Annotated in this window: 15 protein-coding genes; 11 read left to right on the top strand and 4 right to left on the bottom strand. The window is 69.5% G+C overall.

The features are described from left to right. Window position 1 precedes the first annotated feature (1 nt). The 3 genes from rpmA to proB all read left to right on the top strand — a co-directional run bounded on the left by rpmA (window position 2) and on the right by proB (window position 3044). On the top strand, window positions 2-268 hold the full coding sequence (gene rpmA, locus FEK34_RS24855; protein ID WP_130919232.1) for a 50S ribosomal protein L27: 267 nt from the start codon (window positions 2-4) through the stop codon (window positions 266-268). 133 nt (window positions 269-401) lie between these two features. Further along, window positions 402-1862, top strand: coding sequence for a GTPase ObgE (gene obgE / locus FEK34_RS24850; protein WP_138451569.1), 1461 nt, complete (start codon window positions 402-404; stop codon window positions 1860-1862). Between the two features lie 48 nt (window positions 1863-1910). Next, window positions 1911-3044, top strand: a complete 1134-nt coding sequence (gene proB / locus FEK34_RS24845) for a glutamate 5-kinase (protein WP_249359580.1) — start codon at window positions 1911-1913, stop codon at window positions 3042-3044. Between the two features lie 100 nt (window positions 3045-3144). Here proB and FEK34_RS24840 read toward each other — a convergent pair whose 3' ends face one another. The 4 genes from FEK34_RS24840 to FEK34_RS24825 all read right to left on the bottom strand — a co-directional run bounded on the left by FEK34_RS24840 (window position 3145) and on the right by FEK34_RS24825 (window position 6365). Beyond that, window positions 3145-3795, bottom strand: coding sequence for a Uma2 family endonuclease (locus FEK34_RS24840; protein ID WP_138451567.1), 651 nt, complete (start codon window positions 3793-3795; stop codon window positions 3145-3147). A 140-nt stretch (window positions 3796-3935) separates the two neighbouring features. Further along, window positions 3936-5222 (bottom strand): hypothetical protein, encoded by a 1287-nt coding sequence (locus FEK34_RS24835; RefSeq protein ID WP_138451565.1) that lies wholly within the window; start codon window positions 5220-5222, stop codon window positions 3936-3938. Further along, window positions 5219-5593 carry a hypothetical protein gene (locus FEK34_RS24830; RefSeq protein ID WP_138451563.1) on the bottom strand — a complete coding sequence of 125 codons (375 nt, stop codon included), beginning with the start codon at window positions 5591-5593 and terminating at the stop codon, window positions 5219-5221. Before FEK34_RS24830 ends, FEK34_RS24835 begins: the two co-directional genes overlap by 4 nt. 67 nt (window positions 5594-5660) lie before the next feature. Beyond that, window positions 5661-6365, bottom strand: coding sequence for an ESX secretion-associated protein EspG (locus FEK34_RS24825; RefSeq protein ID WP_138451561.1), 705 nt, complete (start codon window positions 6363-6365; stop codon window positions 5661-5663). A gap of 253 nt (window positions 6366-6618) precedes the next feature. Between FEK34_RS24825 and FEK34_RS24820 the strand changes: the two genes are divergently transcribed. Genes FEK34_RS24820 through FEK34_RS24785 form a run of 8 tightly spaced genes read left to right on the top strand, consistent with a single transcriptional unit; the run spans window position 6619 to window position 17692 of the window. After that, window positions 6619-9354, top strand: coding sequence for a phosphoenolpyruvate synthase (locus FEK34_RS24820; protein ID WP_138451559.1), 2736 nt, complete (start codon window positions 6619-6621; stop codon window positions 9352-9354). Continuing rightward, window positions 9347-12853: an AMP-binding protein gene (locus FEK34_RS24815; protein WP_138451558.1), complete on the top strand. Its 3507-nt coding sequence runs from the start codon at window positions 9347-9349 to the stop codon at window positions 12851-12853. Before FEK34_RS24820 ends, FEK34_RS24815 begins: the two co-directional genes overlap by 8 nt. Further along, the gene (locus tag FEK34_RS24810; RefSeq protein WP_138451556.1) at window positions 12850-13110 is read left to right on the top strand and encodes an acyl carrier protein; all 261 of its coding nucleotides are present in this window, start codon (window positions 12850-12852) and stop codon (window positions 13108-13110) included. The genes FEK34_RS24815 and FEK34_RS24810 overlap by 4 nt, the downstream gene beginning before the upstream one ends. Then, window positions 13107-14198, top strand: coding sequence for an SDR family oxidoreductase (locus FEK34_RS24805; RefSeq protein ID WP_138451554.1), 1092 nt, complete (start codon window positions 13107-13109; stop codon window positions 14196-14198). Before FEK34_RS24810 ends, FEK34_RS24805 begins: the two co-directional genes overlap by 4 nt. Then, window positions 14195-15115 (top strand): nucleoside-diphosphate kinase, encoded by a 921-nt coding sequence (locus tag FEK34_RS24800; protein WP_138451552.1) that lies wholly within the window; start codon window positions 14195-14197, stop codon window positions 15113-15115. Before FEK34_RS24805 ends, FEK34_RS24800 begins: the two co-directional genes overlap by 4 nt. Next, window positions 15112-16101 carry a ScbA/BarX family gamma-butyrolactone biosynthesis protein gene (locus tag FEK34_RS24795; RefSeq protein WP_138451550.1) on the top strand — a complete coding sequence of 330 codons (990 nt, stop codon included), beginning with the start codon at window positions 15112-15114 and terminating at the stop codon, window positions 16099-16101. The genes FEK34_RS24800 and FEK34_RS24795 overlap by 4 nt, the downstream gene beginning before the upstream one ends. Continuing rightward, window positions 16101-16718, top strand: a complete 618-nt coding sequence (locus FEK34_RS24790; RefSeq protein WP_171048374.1) for a nitroreductase family protein — start codon at window positions 16101-16103, stop codon at window positions 16716-16718. The genes FEK34_RS24795 and FEK34_RS24790 overlap by 1 nt, the downstream gene beginning before the upstream one ends. Then, window positions 16694-17692 carry a hypothetical protein gene (locus FEK34_RS24785; protein ID WP_249359578.1) on the top strand — a complete coding sequence of 333 codons (999 nt, stop codon included), beginning with the start codon at window positions 16694-16696 and terminating at the stop codon, window positions 17690-17692. The genes FEK34_RS24790 and FEK34_RS24785 overlap by 25 nt, the downstream gene beginning before the upstream one ends. The last annotated feature ends 12 nt before the right edge of the window (window positions 17693-17704 follow it).

The raw sequence follows: 17704 nt of genomic DNA, 5'->3' as shown, positions 1-17704 counted from the left end.
AATGGCACATAAGAAGGGTGCATCCAGCTCCCGGAACGGTCGCGATTCCAACAGCAAGCGCCTCGGCGTGAAGCGGTTCGGTGGTCAGTCCGTCAAGGCCGGCGAGATCCTGGTGCGTCAGCGCGGCACGCACTTCCACCCCGGCGTGAACGTCGGCCGTGGCGGTGACGACACCCTGTTCGCCCTCGAGGCGGGCGCGGTCGAGTTCGGCACCAAGCGTGGACGCAAGACCGTCAACATCGTGGTTCCGGAGCCGGTCGAGGCCTGACCGGCTGACGACTCCAACACAGACGAGCGGGTCAGGGTGACATACCCCTGGCCCGCTTTTCGTTGTTTCTATCAGCAGTGACCTGCGGCGACGTTCGCCGTCCCGACCAGACCGAAGGAGGATGATTCGGCGTATGTCCAAATTCATCGACCGTGTCGTACTTCATGTGCGTGCTGGCAAGGGCGGCCACGGCTGCGCGTCGGTGCACCGGGAGAAGTTCAAGCCGCTCGGCGGCCCCGACGGCGGCAACGGCGGCAACGGCGGCGATGTGATCCTCGAGGTCGATCCCAATGTGCACACGCTGCTGGACTTCCATTTCCACCCGCACGCCAAGGCGAGCAACGGCAAGCCCGGCGAAGGCGGCAACCGTGACGGCAAGCAGGGCACCGACCTGCTGCTGAAGGTGCCCGATGGCACCGTCGTGCTCGGCTCCGACGGTGAAGTGCTGATGGATCTCGTCGGTGCCGGCAACCGGTTCATCGCCGCACGCGGCGGACGCGGCGGGCTCGGCAATGCCGCGCTGGCCTCCAAGGCGCGCAAGGCGCCCGGTTTCGCGCTGCTCGGTGAGGAGGGCGAAGAGCGCGATATCGTGCTCGAGCTCAAGTCGGTGGCCGATGTGGGGCTGGTCGGGTTCCCGTCGGCCGGTAAGTCCTCGCTGGTGTCGGTGCTGTCGGCGGCCAAACCCAAGATCGCCGACTATCCGTTCACCACGCTGGTGCCCAATCTCGGTGTGGTCGCCAGCGGCGACACCACCTTCACCGTCGCCGATGTGCCCGGACTGATCCCGGGTGCGAGCCAGGGCCGTGGGCTCGGGCTCGACTTCCTGCGTCATCTGGAGCGCTGCGCCGTGCTCGCCCACGTGGTGGACTGCGCGACGCTGGAGCCGGGCCGCGATCCCGTCTCCGATGTCGACGCCCTCGAGGCGGAATTGGCGGCCTACAAGCCCGCGCTGAGCGCCGACTCAGGCCTCGGTGATCTGGCCGACCGCCCGCGCGTGGTGATCCTGAACAAGACCGATGTGCCCGACGCCGCGGAGCTGGCCGAGATGGTCACCGACGAGTTCACCGCGCGGGGCTGGCCGGTCTTCCAGATCTCGGCGGTGAGCCGGGCGGGCCTGCGGCCGTTGACGTTCGCGCTGGCCGACATGGTGCGTCAGTATCGCGAGGAACACCCGAAGGCGGCGCCGAAGCGTCCGGTGATCCGGCCGATCGCGGTCGACGAGACCGGGTTCAGTGTCATCGCCGATCCGGAGGAGCCCGGCGGCTTCATTGTGCGCGGCACCCGCCCCGAGCGCTGGGTGCGGCAGACCCAGTTCGACAACGACGAGGCCGTCGGCTATCTGGCCGACCGGCTCGCCCGGTTGGGCGTCGAAGACGAACTGGTGCGTCTCGGGGCGGAGCCGGGCGCGCCCGTCACCATCGGTGACGTCACCTTCGAATGGGAGCCGCAGATCTCGGCGGGCGTCGACATGGTGCCCACCGGCCGCGGCACCGATATCAGGCTCGAGCAGACCGACCGGGTCAGCGCGGCCGAACGCAAACATGCCTCGCGGGTGCGTCGCGGTCTGGTGCGCGACGACGAGGACGAAGCGTAGGCACGACCTCCGTCGTGCCGCGCGTGAGAACAGTGGTGGAGATCAGCCGTGACGGAAACGCAGGTGCACTTCGGCGCCGAACTCAGTGAGGCGCGAAAGGCCATCGCCGGTGCGCGCAGTGTGGTGGTGAAGATCGGGTCCTCGGCCCTCACCAGCATGAAGGCGGGTCTGGACACCGCGCGGCTGGATCGGCTCGCCGACGCCGTCGAGGCGCGGATGCGGGCCGGGTCGGATGTGGTGGTGGTGTCCTCGGGCGCGATCGGCGCCGGTATGGCCCCGCTGGGCCTGAGTACTCGGCCACGCGATCTGGCCACCAAACAGGCCGCGGCCAGCGTCGGCCAGCTCGCGCTCGCACACGCGTGGGGCACCTCGTTCGCCCGCTACGGCCGCACCGTCGGCCAGGTGCTGCTCAGCGCCGACGACTTCTCCCGCCGCGAACATCACCGCAACGCGCAGCGCACCCTCGACCGGTTGCGCTCGCTCGGCGCGGTGGCGGTGGTGAACGAAAACGACACCGTCGCAACGGAAGAGATCCGCTTCGGTGACAACGACCGGCTCGCGGCGTTGGTCGCGCATCTGGTGGGTGCCGACGCGCTGGTGCTGCTGTCGGATGTCGAGGGCCTCTACGACGGCGATCCGCGCAAGGGTGGCGCCACCTTCATTCCCGAGGTGCGTTCCAGCGCCGATCTGGACGGGGTGATCGCGGGCACCGGCGGTGCGCTCGGCACCGGCGGCATGGCCTCGAAGCTGTCCGCGGCCCGGCTCGCCGCCGACGCGGGCGTACCCGTGTTGCTGGCCGCGGCCTCGGAAGCGGCCACCGCGTTGAGCAGCGGCACCGTCGGCACCGCGTTCGCGGCTCGGCCGGTGCGGCTGTCCGCCCGCAAATTCTGGGTGCGGCACGCCGCCGACAGCCGCGGCGCCATCCACATCGACGAGGGCGCCGTCGCCGCCGTCGCACACCGCCGCCACTCCTTGCTGGCGGCGGGCATCACCGGCGTGCGCGGTCGCTTCCACGGCGGCGACGTCGTCGACCTCATCGCCCCCGACAACCGCCTGGTGGCCCGCGGCGTCGTCGAATACGACGCCGCCGAACTGGCGACGATGCTGGGCCGCTCCACCACCGAACTCCCCGACACCATGCAGCGTCCCGTCATCCACGCCGACGACCTGGTGAAGGTGTAGGACGCACGTTGAACCTGATGCTCCTGGTCGACATCACCGAGCGTGCGGTGCCCTCATGCCTTCGCTCGTGTGGACGATCCGTGCCGGTGCAGGGGATGGATCAGTACTCGAGCTCCGACCACGGGATGCTGATCGGGAACGGGAAGTCGATATGGATTCCGTCGGCATCGGCCGGGACCCATTCGCCCGCGACCAGGTAGTTGGCCTGACGTAGCGGCCGCACGCCCTGCGGCAGCCGACCGTACTCGGTCTGCAGCGCGTACGCTCTGACGACCGCGATGGCGCTTTCCGTGCGAGCCAGGATCACTTCCCAGTACCAAGGGATCCCGGCACTCGCATACCGTGCTTTCTTGGTCTCGACATCAGGCTGGGCGTTCGATGTCAGCACCTCGCCTACCAGGAGCGCATCTGCTGCGCGAATATCTTGGTAAGGCGACTCCAGACAGCGGTGGACCAGGAAATCCGGGGTCGAGAAGTCTGATCGTCCGCTATTGCCGAGAAAGACATCGGTCCCTGTGGTCACCCGCCAGCACTGATCCGGATTCCCGCGACCGACTGTCCGAGCGCAGCGTTCGAGGGACATCCACAACCGATTCGCGAATGTCTGGTGCTCTGCCGGACCCCGACGCACCCAGACGACGCGTCCGGTCCACAGTTCGATCTGATTCGCGATCTCTTCGGGTAGCCGTTCCAGCTCTTCCCAGGACATATGTTCAGGCAGCTCTGGGCGCTCGACGCGCGGCACAGTCATGCCGGAATGGTATGACTTTCGGTCACCGTGATCGAGCTGGTTCCGGCGGGACATCGGGAGACAGTCGGCCCCGCCGACGGCATCATCCAGCGCGGACGCAAGGTGGCGATCCTCGGCTCCTTATCGGAACGAGTCGATATCTACCCCTGCGGCGGGATGACGCCGGGCTGGTCTGTAGCCGGGGGCTGGCCTTCGGGGATCGGTCCCGTGATGCCGGGTTGCCCGCCCGGGTCCGGGAGGGGGACAGGTGGGGTCTCCGGGGCCGGGATCGGGGGTGGGGGCGGTGCTTGCGGCAGCGGGGGAGGTTCGACCGGCGGTTGAGCCGGTGGCGGCACGGGAGCCGGCGGCGGTGCGGGTGCCGCCGGTGGTGGTGGGGCGGGAGGTGCTGCCGGTGGGGGAACGGGGACGGAGGGCTCGGCCGGTGGCTGCACCGGTGTGGTCTCGGTGGCGGGCGGAGTTGGTACCGGCGGCTCGGGCGAGGCCGTCGGCGCGGGGGCGTCGGCCGGGGGTGGTGCGGGGGTCGGCACGGGAACGTCCGCTGACGGTGGCGCCGGCGTGGGCGCCTGCGTGGGAGGCGGAACCGGCACGGGCGGTTCGGCAGGGGGCGGGACGGGCAGCGGGGGAGCCTGCTGAGTGGGTGGCGACGGCGGTGTGCGGTCCTGTGGATGCTCGGTGGGCGGCGGGGTGCCTTCGGAGCCAGGCTGCGGAGGCACCTCAGCACGCGGTTGCGGTGCGGGAGTCCCGGCGTCCGGCGGTGTGGCCGGGCCCGGTGACGGCGAGCCCGGATCATCTTGGGTCCGTGGGGGATTCGCCCCGTTAGGTGGCGCGGCCTGTTGGTCGTCGCGCAATTGATTCTGCGGGGGCGGTGCCAGCGGTGCCGGGGTGCCCGGAGCCGCGGGCGGGTCGGGCAGCGCCGGAACGCCGGTGCCTGCCAGCTTGTACGCCGGTTTGTAGATCATGTTCATCGCCAGCACCGCTTCTTGACGCAAGGCCTCTTGCGCCATCTGTGCGTCGATGACGTTGGCGGCCTCGAGCAGCCGGGCGATGGCGCCGATGGGCCCCGATCCGCCGGGCGGCACGACGGCGAGTTTCACCGCCTCCGCGGCGGCGGCGACCGCGCCGATGCGGGCGCCGACCTGGCCCAGGACCGCGGCCAGTTCGTCGACCGAGGCGGCGAAGCTGCGTGCGCTCGCGTGTGCGGCATCGGCGGCCGCGCCTTCCCATTCCATCGCGTCCATCACCCGGTCGACGCTGTCGCGGGTGAGTGGGAACGAGGTGGACAGGCCGGCGGCCGCCTCCAGCCATGCGGCGGAGGTCTGCACGATCGCGGCGGCGTCGATTTCCTGGGTTTTCGCGTAGATCTCTTCGTGCCGCATGGACTCGAAGTGCTCCATCGCGCTGATGTAATCGGGGTCCGTGCCGCTCATCGGGGCAGCCTCGCGGCGACGGCCCGCACGGCGGCGGCATTGGCGGCGTCGGCTTCCTCGTAGAGCCCGCCGCTGATCAGGAACGCCTCTTTCATCCGGTAGGCGGCCTCGATGTAGTGGTCGAGCAGGGCGGCGGCGTCGCGGGCCTTGTGCCCGAATCCGGCCTGCAACTGCTGGGCCGAGACGAATCCGCCGAAACCGTGCGGTTCGGCCACCGATTCCAGCCGCTGTTGCAGGTGTAGGAGGCGATCGACCTGGTGGTCGTAGATTTCGGCGCAGCGCCGGGCCGCGGCCGGATCGAACTTGACAGTGCCCGCGTGTGCCGCTTGCCGAAACCGGGCGATTTCGGCTCGGCTGCTCTCGATCGTCATCGCTGTCCCCTCCTCGGTCCGATTCAGCGTAGCCGCAAACGAGGCCGCCGGTCAGTGGGTGAACAGATCAGGCGGGCACCCGCTTTTGCAGTTGCGCGGCCAGTTGTTCGCTGCTCGCGGGCACGATGTGCACGGTGTCACCGGCTTTGATGAGATAGCGGCCGTCGCCCTCGACATCGATCCAGGTGTAGTGCACCGGGGCGGGTGGCGTCGGCCGATCCAGACGGGCCTCGATGCGGATATGGCCTTCGGCGGTGTGCGGTCGTAGCAGCAGGCGCCGGATCGGCAGCGCCGCACGCTCGGTGGCGATAACCGTTTCCTCGTCGCGGATCGCCTCCACCGCGGCGGCACGGGCCGGTTCGCGTCCCGCGGGCGTCTTGGGGAGCAGTGCGGCGATGCGGGCGCCGAGTTTGGCGCTGTGGCCGATGGATATGCGGATCTGGCCACCGAAGTCCGGTGTCCGCCCGGGTTCCTGGACCGCGAGCACTCCGCGATCGAAGACGGCCGCGGCCAGCAGCCGGATCTCGCTGCCCGCGGTGTGCCCGCCGCCGACGGCGACGATCCTGGTGTGCGGGGCGGCGAGTATGCGCAGGCAGGCCGACAGATCGGGGTCGGCGCCCAGCGGCAGCCGGGTGGCGAGTTCGGCGCGCAGCGCGTCGGCTTCGCGTTCGGTGCGCGGGGTTTCCAGGATGCGCAAGGGGTATGGATGACGGTCCTGGTCGGTTTCGCGCCAGATATGGGCGAACTCGTCCGGGGTGAACGTCCAACTCACGACCCGATCACATCCTCACCGCACCCACCGACGCTGCCCGACAGCTTAGTGGCCGCCACCGGTGTGATGGCCGCCCATGCCGTACGAAACGGTGTGGCACTGCCGGGGGACCCGAGGATTGTGAGCTAACACCATGGTCAATTCTCGGATATACAGACAATGCTCGGATTTACTCGGTCGCGGGCCCACCGTGCGCGCGGTGGGCCCGAGAATATGAGCTGCCCGGTATCGACCGGGAGCGATGGGAGGAAGCGTGCAGCTGCTCGGACCGTGGACCGACTCGGGGGCCATCTCGGCCTCGGCAGGCGGTAAGGCCCGCGGATTGCACATCCTGCACAACAGTGGCTTCGCGGTACCGGAGTGGGCGGTGCTCGGCACCGACGTCTTCGACGCGTTCGCCGCCGGTGCGGGTCTGGACGAGCAGATCGCGGAGTTCGCCGCCGCCGGCACGCCCGAGGCGGCCTCGGCTGCCGGCGTGGCGTTGCGGTCGGCGATCGAGTCCGCCGAGCTGCCCGCGGACGTCGCCGAGCTGATCGGTGACGGATACCGCCGGCTCGGTGGTGGCGCCGTCGCGGTGCGTTCCTCGGTCGCCGCCGAGGACGGTCCGGCGCATTCCTATGCCGGTCAGTTCGATTCGTTTCTCAATGTCGACGGCGAGGACGCGGTGCGGCGCCAGGTGCGCGCCTGCTGGGCGTCGGCGTTCTCGCAGCGTTCGATCGAGTATGCGTTCGCCCATGATCAGCCAAGGGTCGCGGCCGTCGCGGTGGTGTTGCAGCGGTTGGTGCCTGCGCGGGTCAGCGGGGTGATGTTCACCGCCAATCCGGCGAGCGGTTCGCCCGATGAGCTGGTGATCAGCGCAGTGTACGGCCTTGGGGAGGGGCTGGTGTCCGGCGCGGTCGACGCCGATTCGGTGGTCGTGGACCGCACCGGCGCGGTTGTGGAGACGGTCATCGGTGACAAGGACAGCGCGTTCGTGCCCGATGCCGTCGGTGGCTCGACGACCAGCGAGGTCGACGCCGAGCGCCGTGCCCGCCTGGCGCTGTCCGAGACCGAGATCGCCGCCCTCGCCGAGCTGGGCCGCAAACTCGAGGCCGAGCTCGGCGCACCACAGGACATCGAATGGGCCATCGACGACGACGGCATCTGGTTCTTGCAGGCCCGCCCCATCACCACCACCCTGACACCGGCAGCGGATCGGGCGGTGGCCGAGACCGCGCTGATCCGCGGCGCCGGTGAGGCCGTGCCCGACGGCGAGACCCGGATCTGGGACAACTCCAACATCATCGAAAGCTTCAGCGGCCTCACCTCGCCGCTGACCTACACCACCGCCGCGGATATCTACGGCCGCGTCTACCGCGGTTACGCCGAATCGCTGAAGGTGCCCGCCGAGCAGTTGCGTCAGACCGACGATTGGACGCCGGTGCTGCTGGGCTACTTCCACGGGCGGGTCTACTACAACCTGCTGCACTGGTATCGCATGGTCGGTATCGCGCCCGGCTATCCGCTCAACCGCAAGGTGCTGGAGGCGGCGCTCGGGGTGGACGAACCGCTGCCCGACGAGATCGCGAAAACTTTGCGGCCCTACACCTTCGGCTCGGCAGCCGAAAAGATCCGGTCGCGCACGGTCACCACCGTCACCTACTTGCGCCGGCTGTTCGGCATCGACGCGATGGTCGAGCAGTTCCTCACCGAGTTCTACCGCGTCTACGACGAATACGAGGCCCTCGACTACACCACGCTCACCGGTGAGCAGGCCTACGCCGCCTACCGCAGGGTCGACGCCGACCTGGTGCGGCGCTGGGGTCCGCTGATGGTGCTCGACGCCATCCTGCTCACCTGCACCGGCGCGATGTACCTGCTCACCAAGCTGTTCCTGCCCAAGGCGCCGGAGTGGTTCTTGTACGCGGTCGTCGGGCCGGGTGCGGATGTGGAGTCGGCGGAACCGGCGCGTGCGCTGACGGCGATGGCCGAGACGGTGCACGCCGACCCGGAACTGACCGCGCTCATCAATTCGACCGAACCGCAACAGGTCTACCGTCAGCTGCACGCGAGCGAGAACTATGCCGCGTTTCGCGCCGAGGTCGACGCCTATATCGACCGCTACGGCTACCGCAGCCTGGACGAGCTGAAATTGGAGACCCCGGATCTGCGTGAGGATCCGGCGAGCCTGTTCGTCATGCTGCGCAGCGCGCTGGGCCGGGTGGGGCAGGCGGGGCAGCAGCCCGATCGCGCCGCCGAAGCCGACGCCTACCTCGACGCGCATCTGACCGGTGTGCGCCGGCGGATCTATGAACGCCTGCGCGCCAAGGTATCTCGCTGCGCGGCGCACCGTGAGCGGTTGCGGTTCTGCCGGACCAGGGCTTTCGGCATGGTGAAGCGGATGATCCGGGTGATGGGCCGCGATCTGGCCGCGCGCGGGGTTATCGACGAGTTCTCCGATGTCTTCTACCTCACCGTGCAGGAGCTGCGCGGTAGCTATGAGGACGCCGATACGAGCACCTACCGTGATCTGGTGGCGGCGCGAAAGGTGCAGCGCGCCAAGGACGCCGAGCTCGTGGCGCCCGCGCGGTTCAGCACGGTCGGGTCCGGATTCGGCAGGCAGGAGTTGGCTTCCCAGGGCTGGGTTCCCGTCACCGATACTCCGCCCGCGACCCCGGGTACCGTCCTGGCAGGCACGCCGTCATCATCCGGTGTGGTCGAGGGCGGCGCGGTTGTGGTAGATGAGCCCCGTGACGTCGCCGGAGGCATCCTGATCGCCTACCGCACCGACCCCGGATGGGTGGCGGCGCTGCCGTCCGCGTCGGCGTTGGTGATCGAGCGGGGCAGCCCCCTCACCCACGTCGCGATCGTGGCGCGCGAGCTCGGCGTGCCGACGGTCGTGCAGGTCAAGGACATCACCAAGCGGATACGGACGGGAATGCGGATACGGGTGGACGGAACCACGGGGACTGTGACGGTGCTGTCCGGAGCGGAGTCCGGCGATGCGTGAGACCGATCATGTGGCGACGGTGCGGCAGTGGCTGGTCGAGCCGGACGCCGCCACCGGCATCCATTTCGCCGACGAGGCCGACGGCTGGGATTACCGCAGTTATGCCGAGCTGGCCGACCTCACCTGGGCGATCGCGCAGGTGATGCGTGAGCACGGCATGGGCAGCGGCGACGGCGCCTGCGTCGTCATGCCGACCGGATTTCCCTGTACGGCAGCGTTTTACGCGGTGTGGGCGTGTGGCGGGGTGTTCACGCCGGTGGCCCCGCCGATGTTCGGCGATCTCGACCAGTACATCAGCCATGTGGCCGCGATCCTGGCGCAGGCGCAGCCGCGGGTGGTGGTGACCTCGGTCGAGTTCGAGCAGCTGGCCCGGCGCGCCATGGTCGAGGCGGGCCGCACCGATGAGCCGGTCGTCATCGATCCGGCGACCTTGCCGCCTGCCCCGGCCGAGCGGGTTTTCGGCGCGCCGGATCCGTGCGCGCTGCTCCAGTTCACCTCCGGGTCCACCGGCACGCCGCGCGGAGTGCGGGTGAGCTGGCACAACCTGGCCAACAACATCGACATGATCTCGCGGCTGATCGACTGGCGCCCGGGTGAGGCGATGGTGTCGTGGCTGCCGCTGTATCACGATATGGGGCTGGTCGGCGCGTTCCTGACCACCGTCACCAACCAGGGTGAGCTGTATCTGATGCGGCCCGACCAGTTCGTGCGCGACCCGGTCCGCTGGCTGCGGGCGATGACCAGGGCTCAGCATTCGCCCTCGCCGTCGTTCGCGCTCGGCTATGTGGCGCACCGGGTACGGCCCGAGGACATCGCCGACCTGGACCTGTCCGGGTGGCGGACGCTGGCGGTCGGATCGGAGCCGGTCGAGGTGGCCGATCTGCAATCGTTCGCCGAACTGACCGGCCACCAGGGCTTTTCGATGAACGCCTACACCCTCGCCTATGGCCTGGCCGAGGCGACGCTGATGGTGACGTCCTCGGCGCGCGGCCGCCCGGTGACGGCGCTGCGGCTGGACAATGCCGCCCTGCGGTTCGGCGCGCCGGTCTCGGTGCTCGACGAACAACCCCTCGACGACACCCACCGGGTGGAGGGCGCGGGATGGATCACCGGCCTCGGTTACTCCACCCCCGAATCGACCGTGCGGGTGGTCGACGAGGAAGGCAACGACCTGCCCGACGGCACCCTCGGCGAAATGGTGGTGGTGGGCGATTCGGTCGCCCTCGGCTACTCCGGGCCGCCGAGCCCGGGATCGTCGACCCGCATCGAGGACGGCGTGCTCTACACCGGTGACGCCGGATTCCTGCACCGCGGTGAGGTTTTCGTGCTCGGCCGGATGGGTTCGAGCCTGAAGGTGCGCGGCCGGTCGGTGTTCATGGAGGACATCGAATCGCGGGTCGCGCAGGAAACCGGCATCACCAAGGGCAAACTGGCCGCGGTGGCGATCACCGAGGCCGGTGCGCAGGGCATCGCGCTGTTCGCCGAATCGGCGCCGGGGGAGTGGATCACCGAGGCGCGCAAGATCATTCGCGGTGAGCTCGGGCCGGCGCAGACGGTCACCGTCGTCACCGGGCCGCGGGGGCTGATCCGGCGTACCTCCAGTGGTAAGCCGCGACGCCGTCACATGTGGCAGTTGTTCGCCGACGGTGTGCTGGACGGGGCGGTGGTGCACGAGGCCGACGGCACGGCGTCCACCGGTGGCAGCGGCACGGCCTCCGTCGAGGCCGGCATGCCCACGCCGACTCTGCCCAGCGACCGCACGAAGGAACTGCTCGACGCCGCCCTCGCCGAGGTGTCCATCCCGGCGGATTCGGCGGTGCTGTTCGAGGGCTCGCTGGCCGAGGGCTTCGGCAACGAAGGCTCCGATGTGGACTTCCTGGTCGTCGCACCCGGCGACGAGGAGCTGCCGACCCTGCCGACGGTGCTGTTCATCGACGGCCGCCGCGTCGAGGTGCGGACGCGTTCGCAAGCCCAGCTGCGGCGTCAGCTGGACACCGTGGCGCAGGCCGCCGATCCCACCGTCTTGGACGAGGACCTGCTCAACCGCTGCCAGCGATTCCTGCGCGCCACCCTGGTGCGCGCGGGCGCCCCCGATATCGACGAGCTGCGCGCCACACTGCCGCACGGCGAGTTCGCGGCCGTGCTGGCCGACTGGTGGGCCGCGCGCGCACGTCAGGCGCTGCGGTACGCGGTGGCGCTGCGCACCCTCGGCGCGGACGCCGAAGCTCGTGAGTGGGCGCAGGACGGACTGCGGCAGGCGATGAAGGCCTGGGCGGCGGGGGTGAACGAGACCTATCTCGAAACCAAATGGCTGCCCCAGCAGTTGGCTCGCATCGGCGCCGATGAGCGGATCACCAGATTCCACGATCTGCTCGCCGCCGACCGTGCCACGATCGCCTGCGCCACCGGCGAGCAGGTCGGGGGAGATCGTCAGGAGGCGAATTCCGCTCGACCACAAGGAATCCTGGGCGCGGGCACCGAGCGGGCCCTCGAACAGCGGCTGTGGTGGGAGCAGTTGCTCGCCCTGGCCGCCGACCTCGGCGTCACCGGTGTCGCCGACGACGCGGACCAGATCCTGTTCGCCCGCGTCCCCCGCGTCACCACCTGGAAGATCGGCGAGCGCATCCACGTCATCCGCGGCGACCGCGACGTGTTCGTGCTCTCCGAACGCGGCGGCCGCGCCTGGCGGTCGGTGGTGTTCCGGCATTCGCTGGCCGCGGTGCTCGGCCGCGCGAGCAGCGATATTCGCGCCGAACTGGCCGAGTTCCTGCGCCTGGGCCTGGTCGGATTGGACTGGCGCGGTGACGGGCCCATCGAACCCGCGCTCGCCATGTGCAAACCGCTGCGGCCCTACACGCCCGTCCCGTCCTGGGCCGCGCCGACGCTGGGCGTCACCGGTGCGGTGAGCACCGATCCGGTCGCTACCCTCTCACCACTGCCCGCACCACGGTTCACCGAATGCGCGATGAACCTGGTGTGGTCGAACATCGTGCTGGAGAACGCCCGCGAGGACCTTGCGGGAGCGGTGAAGAACGCGCAGGGCGCGGTCGCCGATATCGCCGCCCACCGGATGATCGCGATGGCGGTGCGGGTGCTGCTGTCGGCCTTCGGGATTCATCCATTGCCTGCCGATGTGGCGTCCGTCGAAACGGTGCGCCGATTGCTGCCGCCGCACGCCGGGCGCCGTGGTGAACTGCTGGACGCACTGGAAACGGCACAGGCGGTGCGCTTCTCGACGGCCATCGCCTCGGGCTCGGACATGATGGCAGGATTCGCCGCGATCGATGATTTCGTCGTCCTGGTGCGCGCGGTCGCCGGTGGTGCCGACTTCCCGGCCTCCTTCGATTCGCGCGAACAGTGGCGGCGCACCCTCGCCATCGGCTATGACTGGCTGCGCATCGCCGGTTATCTCGACACCGACCTGCCGCTGGACGAGGCCCGCGATCTGCTGAGCACCGGCGGCCGGCAACCCCATCTACGCGAAAGCGAGTCCGCATGAGTGCCATCGACACCGCCGTCGCCGACCGGGTCCGCGCCCTCATCCGCGCCATGGCGCCGGATCAGGACGCGGCCATGGCCGACGACCAGCGGCTCATGGAGGACCTCGGGTTCGATTCGCTGCGGCTGATGGAGCTGACCGTGGTGCTCGAACGCGCCTTCGAGCTGCCGAGATACAAGCCAGAACAGCTGGCCGGGGTGCGCCGGGTCGGTGAGGTCATCACCCTGATCACCGGCAGTCTGGACGGCCGGTCATGAGCGATCGCGACACCGCCCTCGTCACCGGCGCGACCGGCCTGGTCGGCGCCGAAGTGGTGGCCAGGCTGGCCGCGGCCGGTCGCCCTGTCGCCGCGGTGCTGCACAGCAAGGGTGAGATCACCCGCAACGACGGCACCCTGCTGGAACCGGGAAGCGCGGTCACCGGTGATATCCGGGCGACGGGCTTCGGGCTGAGCGATCGCGACGCCGACGACCTCTCCGAGCGGGTCGGGGTGATCGTGCACTGCGCGGCCACCACCGCCTTCGACGCCTCCGACACCGACTACGAGCAGCTCAATATCGCCGGCACGGCCAACGCCATCGACCTCGCGCAGCGCTGGCAGGTGCCGCTGGTGCATGTGAGCACCGCGTATGTGTGCGGGATGCGCGGCGGCACCATCCGGGAGGACGAACTCGAGACCGGACACGAGTTCGGCAACGGCTACGAGGCCAGCAAGTTCCGGGCCGAACAGCTCGTGCACGCCGCGGGCGGGCGCGGTCTGCGCTGGGCGATCGTGCGGCCCGGCATCGTCACCGGCGCGAGCGATACCGGCGTCATCCGCGAGTACAAGAACCTCTACACCGTGGTGAAGCTGATGGTGGAGGGCAAACTGCGCTCGCTGCCGGGCCGCTACGACGCCACGCTGTCGCTGGCTCCCGTCGACCATGTGGCCGATGTGGTGGCCGCGGCGGTGCTCGACTTCGATTCGGCGGCGGGGCGCACCATGCACGCGCTGGGCCGGGACACGCTGTCGTTGCGCGAGGTCTCCGACGTGCTGGCCGAATACCCGTCCTTCGAGGTGGCGACCTTCGTTCCGGAGAGCAGTTTCGCCGAATCCGATCTCGCGCCCATCGAACGCGAGTACTACCGGCGCATCGGCTCGCTCTACACCAGCTACTTCCGGCGTCGACTGGTCTTCGACACCGAGCACGCCGACGCGCTGCTCGGCAGGCCGTCCCCGGCCACCGGTAAGGACTATCTGCGCGCACTGCTCGACTATTGCCTGGAATCCGGGTATCTCGGTGTGCCGCTGCCCTCGATCGAGGACGTCCTGGCGGGCAACGGCGTCGGCGGGGTGCGCCGATGAGCGATGCGCTGCGCGAACTGTTGGGCGCGCTGACCACTCAGCCGGAGAAGGTGCGCGCCTACGCGGGTGACACCTATGTGCAGGAAAGCGTCGATCAACTCGACCGCGCGGGCGTCGACGCGGCGAAATTCGCCCGAGAACATTCGCTGCTGCTGCTCAAACCCGATGCCATCGTGGGGCGCGCCGTGGAGCCGACGCTGGGATGGCTGGCGGACAACGGTTTCCGGGTGGTCGACGCCGGCCGCGTCACCGGTGACCGGCTGCTGGCCCGCGCCCTGTGGTACTACTCGTGGAACATCGCCTCCACCGAACGCCGTCGCCTGGCCGACCTGCTGGTCGGCATCTGCGATGTGCTGGTGCTCGTGGTGGCCGGAGCCGACGCCGAACTGCCTGTCCCGGTCCGGCTGACCGACGCCAAAGGGCCCACCGATCCGCGCAAGCGACGCCCGGGCGAACTGCGTCATCTGCTCGGGCAGCACAGCTACCTGCTGAATCTGGTGCATTCGCCCGACGACCCCGCCGACGTCCTGCGCGAACTGGCCATCCTGTTCGACGAGCCGCGCCGCGCCGAGCTGATCAGCCGCGCCGCCGCGGGCGCCGACCGGTCCGCCGAGGCCGGGCAGCTGGCCGCCGAGCTCTACGCGAGCACCCCGGCCCGCGATTTCGACCGGGCCGCCGCCGCCCGCCGCCTGATCGCCGAGGCCGAAGACGCGGGGATCACGCTGCCCGACGGCGTCGATCCCGAATCCGACCCCGACTGTGCGCGACTGCTGGCCACGGCCTGGGATCAGGGCGTCGAGCTCGATCCGTGGTCGGTGATCGTGCTCGGGTCCTACGTACTGCCCATGCGGGTGGGGACGCAACCGCAGACGTTGCGCCCGGTCACCGCATCCGACTGGTTGGAGGCCCGGCCGTGAGTGTCGAGACAGTGAATGCCGACAACACCGCGTCGCATACCCGCACCATCTCCCGCGAGCTGGCGCACCGCTGCGCGGTTTCCGAGGTGTTCGTCACCTCCCTCGACAGCCTCGGCGAGGACCGGTTCGTCGCCGGCGCGCAGCTACCGCGCATGCACTCCTACTACGGCGACCACGCGGGCAGCCTGGCCCTGCGCCACGATCCACTGGTGGTGATGGAGGCCGCCAGGCAGGCCGCGATCGCGTTGACCCACGAGTTCTACGCCGTCCCCACCGACCGGGCGTTCCTGGTGCGCACCTTCAACGGCACCGGCTCCGACACCGCCGCCTGGGATGTCGGGTTCGCGCCCGCGGATCTGGTGATGGCGGTGCGGGTTCCGCGCAAACATCACGACGGCACCGATATGCACGGCGTCGACATGGTGCTCGACATCTCCTGCGGCGGCGTTCCCATGATGACCGTCGACGGGTCGTTCTCCTGGACCACCGGCCGCCGCTGGGAGCGGATGCGCAGCGGCTTCCGCGACAGCCTTGGCCTCGGCCCGTTCGTCGGCGCCTCCGCATTGACCGAACGCGCCGAACCGGCGGCGGTGGGCCGGGAGAACTGGCGCAATGTGGTGGTGGGCCCGGTCTGTCGCGAAGGCGGCACCGCGATCGCGACGCTGGTGCCCGATATCGGGCACCCCTTCCTGTTCGACCACCCGCTCGACCATGTCCCCGGCAGCCTGCTGATCGAGGCGTGCAGGCAGACCGCGCTGGCCATGGTGCTCGAGCAAGCACCCAGGCTGCTCGGCGTCTCGAGCACCTTCGACCGGTTCGTCGAGCTTGACAGCCCCGCCGAATGCCGCGCCGAGATCATCGGCCGCACCGGTGACCGCACGGTGGTGCGCTGCGAGATCCAGCAGGCCGGCGCCGTCGCGGCCCGGGTGGATGCCGAGTTCACCGACGACGTCGTCGTCGATTCGGCCGGCGGGACGGGCCGGTGATGGGTGGCGCCGAACTGCTCACCACGACGCGCGCCTTCCGGCGCAGGCTGGATTTGACCCGCCCGGTCGAACGCCGCGAGCTCCTGGAATGCCTCGATATCGCGGTGCAGGCGCCGAGCGGCACCAACCGGCAGCCGTGGCGGTTCCTCGTCGTCGAGGACCCCGATACCAAACAGCAGATCGCCGAGTACTACCGCAAGGGCTTCGCCGCCTATCTCTCCGCGCGCACACCCCGTCCGGATCAGCTGGGCGACCTGGCGTCCGGGCAGTACCTGGCCGCGCATCTGCACGAGGTGCCCGCGCTGGTGGTGGTGTGCTCGCTGGGCCGTCCACCGGCCGAGGCGTCCTCGCGGCTGCTGGCCAGTTTCTACGGATCCATCTACCCGGCGGTGTGGAATCTTCAATTGGCCCTGCATGTTCGAGGTCTGGGTTCCTGCCTGACGACCGCGCATCTTGCTTACGAACGCGAGATCGCCGACCTGCTCGGCATCCCGTTCGAGGAGGTGACGCAGGTGGCGATGCTGCCGGTGGGGCATCTGCTTCCGGGAAACGCGCGACCCGCCAAGCGGGCGCCTGCGGCCGAGGTGACCATGTGGGATCGCTGGGGTGCCCAGTGAGCGAGGGCGGCGTGCATACCGGCGAACGAGCGTCCGGGCAGGCAGGCGGTGCACCGGCCGGTGCGGGTCCGGTCGCCTCGCTCGTGCGCATCGCCCGCTTCACCGCGGTGATGTACAAGCCGCACTACCTGCTCTACGGCATTCTGTGGGTGCTGGCGCTCGAAGGCACCGCCGCGCTGGTCACCGACCCGGAAGCGAGCTGGCGGCCGAGCTGGGCGACGGCCCTGCGGATCGTCGTCGTCGCGTTCGTGCTGCTGTATCTGCGAATGGTCGACGAGCAGAAGGACCTCGACTACGACCGGGTGCACAATCCGGACCGGCCACTGGTGACGGGCGCGGTCACCGCCGGGGATTTGCGGGCAGCGATGGCCGTCATCGCGGTCGGTGCCATCGCCGCGAGCCTGCTGCTGTCGATCGGTTCGGCCGTGGCCATCGCCGCGGTGCTCGCCTACGGGCTCGCGCTGTGGGGGCTGGAGCGGATTTCCGCACCGATCCGCCGCAACATCCTGCTGAATCTGCTGGTCACGTATCCGGTGCAGTTGCTGGTCACCGCGTATGTCGTGATCTCGGCCATCGACACCGGCGACGTCGAGCCCGGCTGGCAGGCAGGTGCCGCGGCGGTGATCTTCGCCGGGGCCTTTCTCCAGTTCGAATTCGCGCGCAAGACGTCACGGATATCGCGGCCGGGGCAGATGTACTACTCCAACGCGCTCGGCACGACCGGGTCGATGTTCGCGGCGCTGGGTTGCGCGGTGCTGGCCGTAGCGGCCGATATCGCGCTGGTGCGGCCGTGGGAACACGACGGCGCTCGCGCGGTCATCGGCTGGATTCCGCTGGCGCTGCTGCTGATTCCGTTCCTCGGTGGGTTGCGTTTTCAGCGCTCGGCCGACGAGGACTACCCGGTGATCCCGGCGGTGCTGTTCATTCTCACGCTGTACCTGGCGCTCATCGCGCAGGCCGTCGTCCCGGGATAGTGGTGTGCCCGG

This window comes from Nocardia cyriacigeorgica (assembly GCF_005863245.1).
Classification (GTDB): Bacteria; Actinomycetota; Actinomycetes; order Mycobacteriales; family Mycobacteriaceae; genus Nocardia; species Nocardia cyriacigeorgica_C.
Note: the sequence above shows the minus strand (reverse complement) of the source record. Positions and strands in the feature narration are given on the sequence as shown.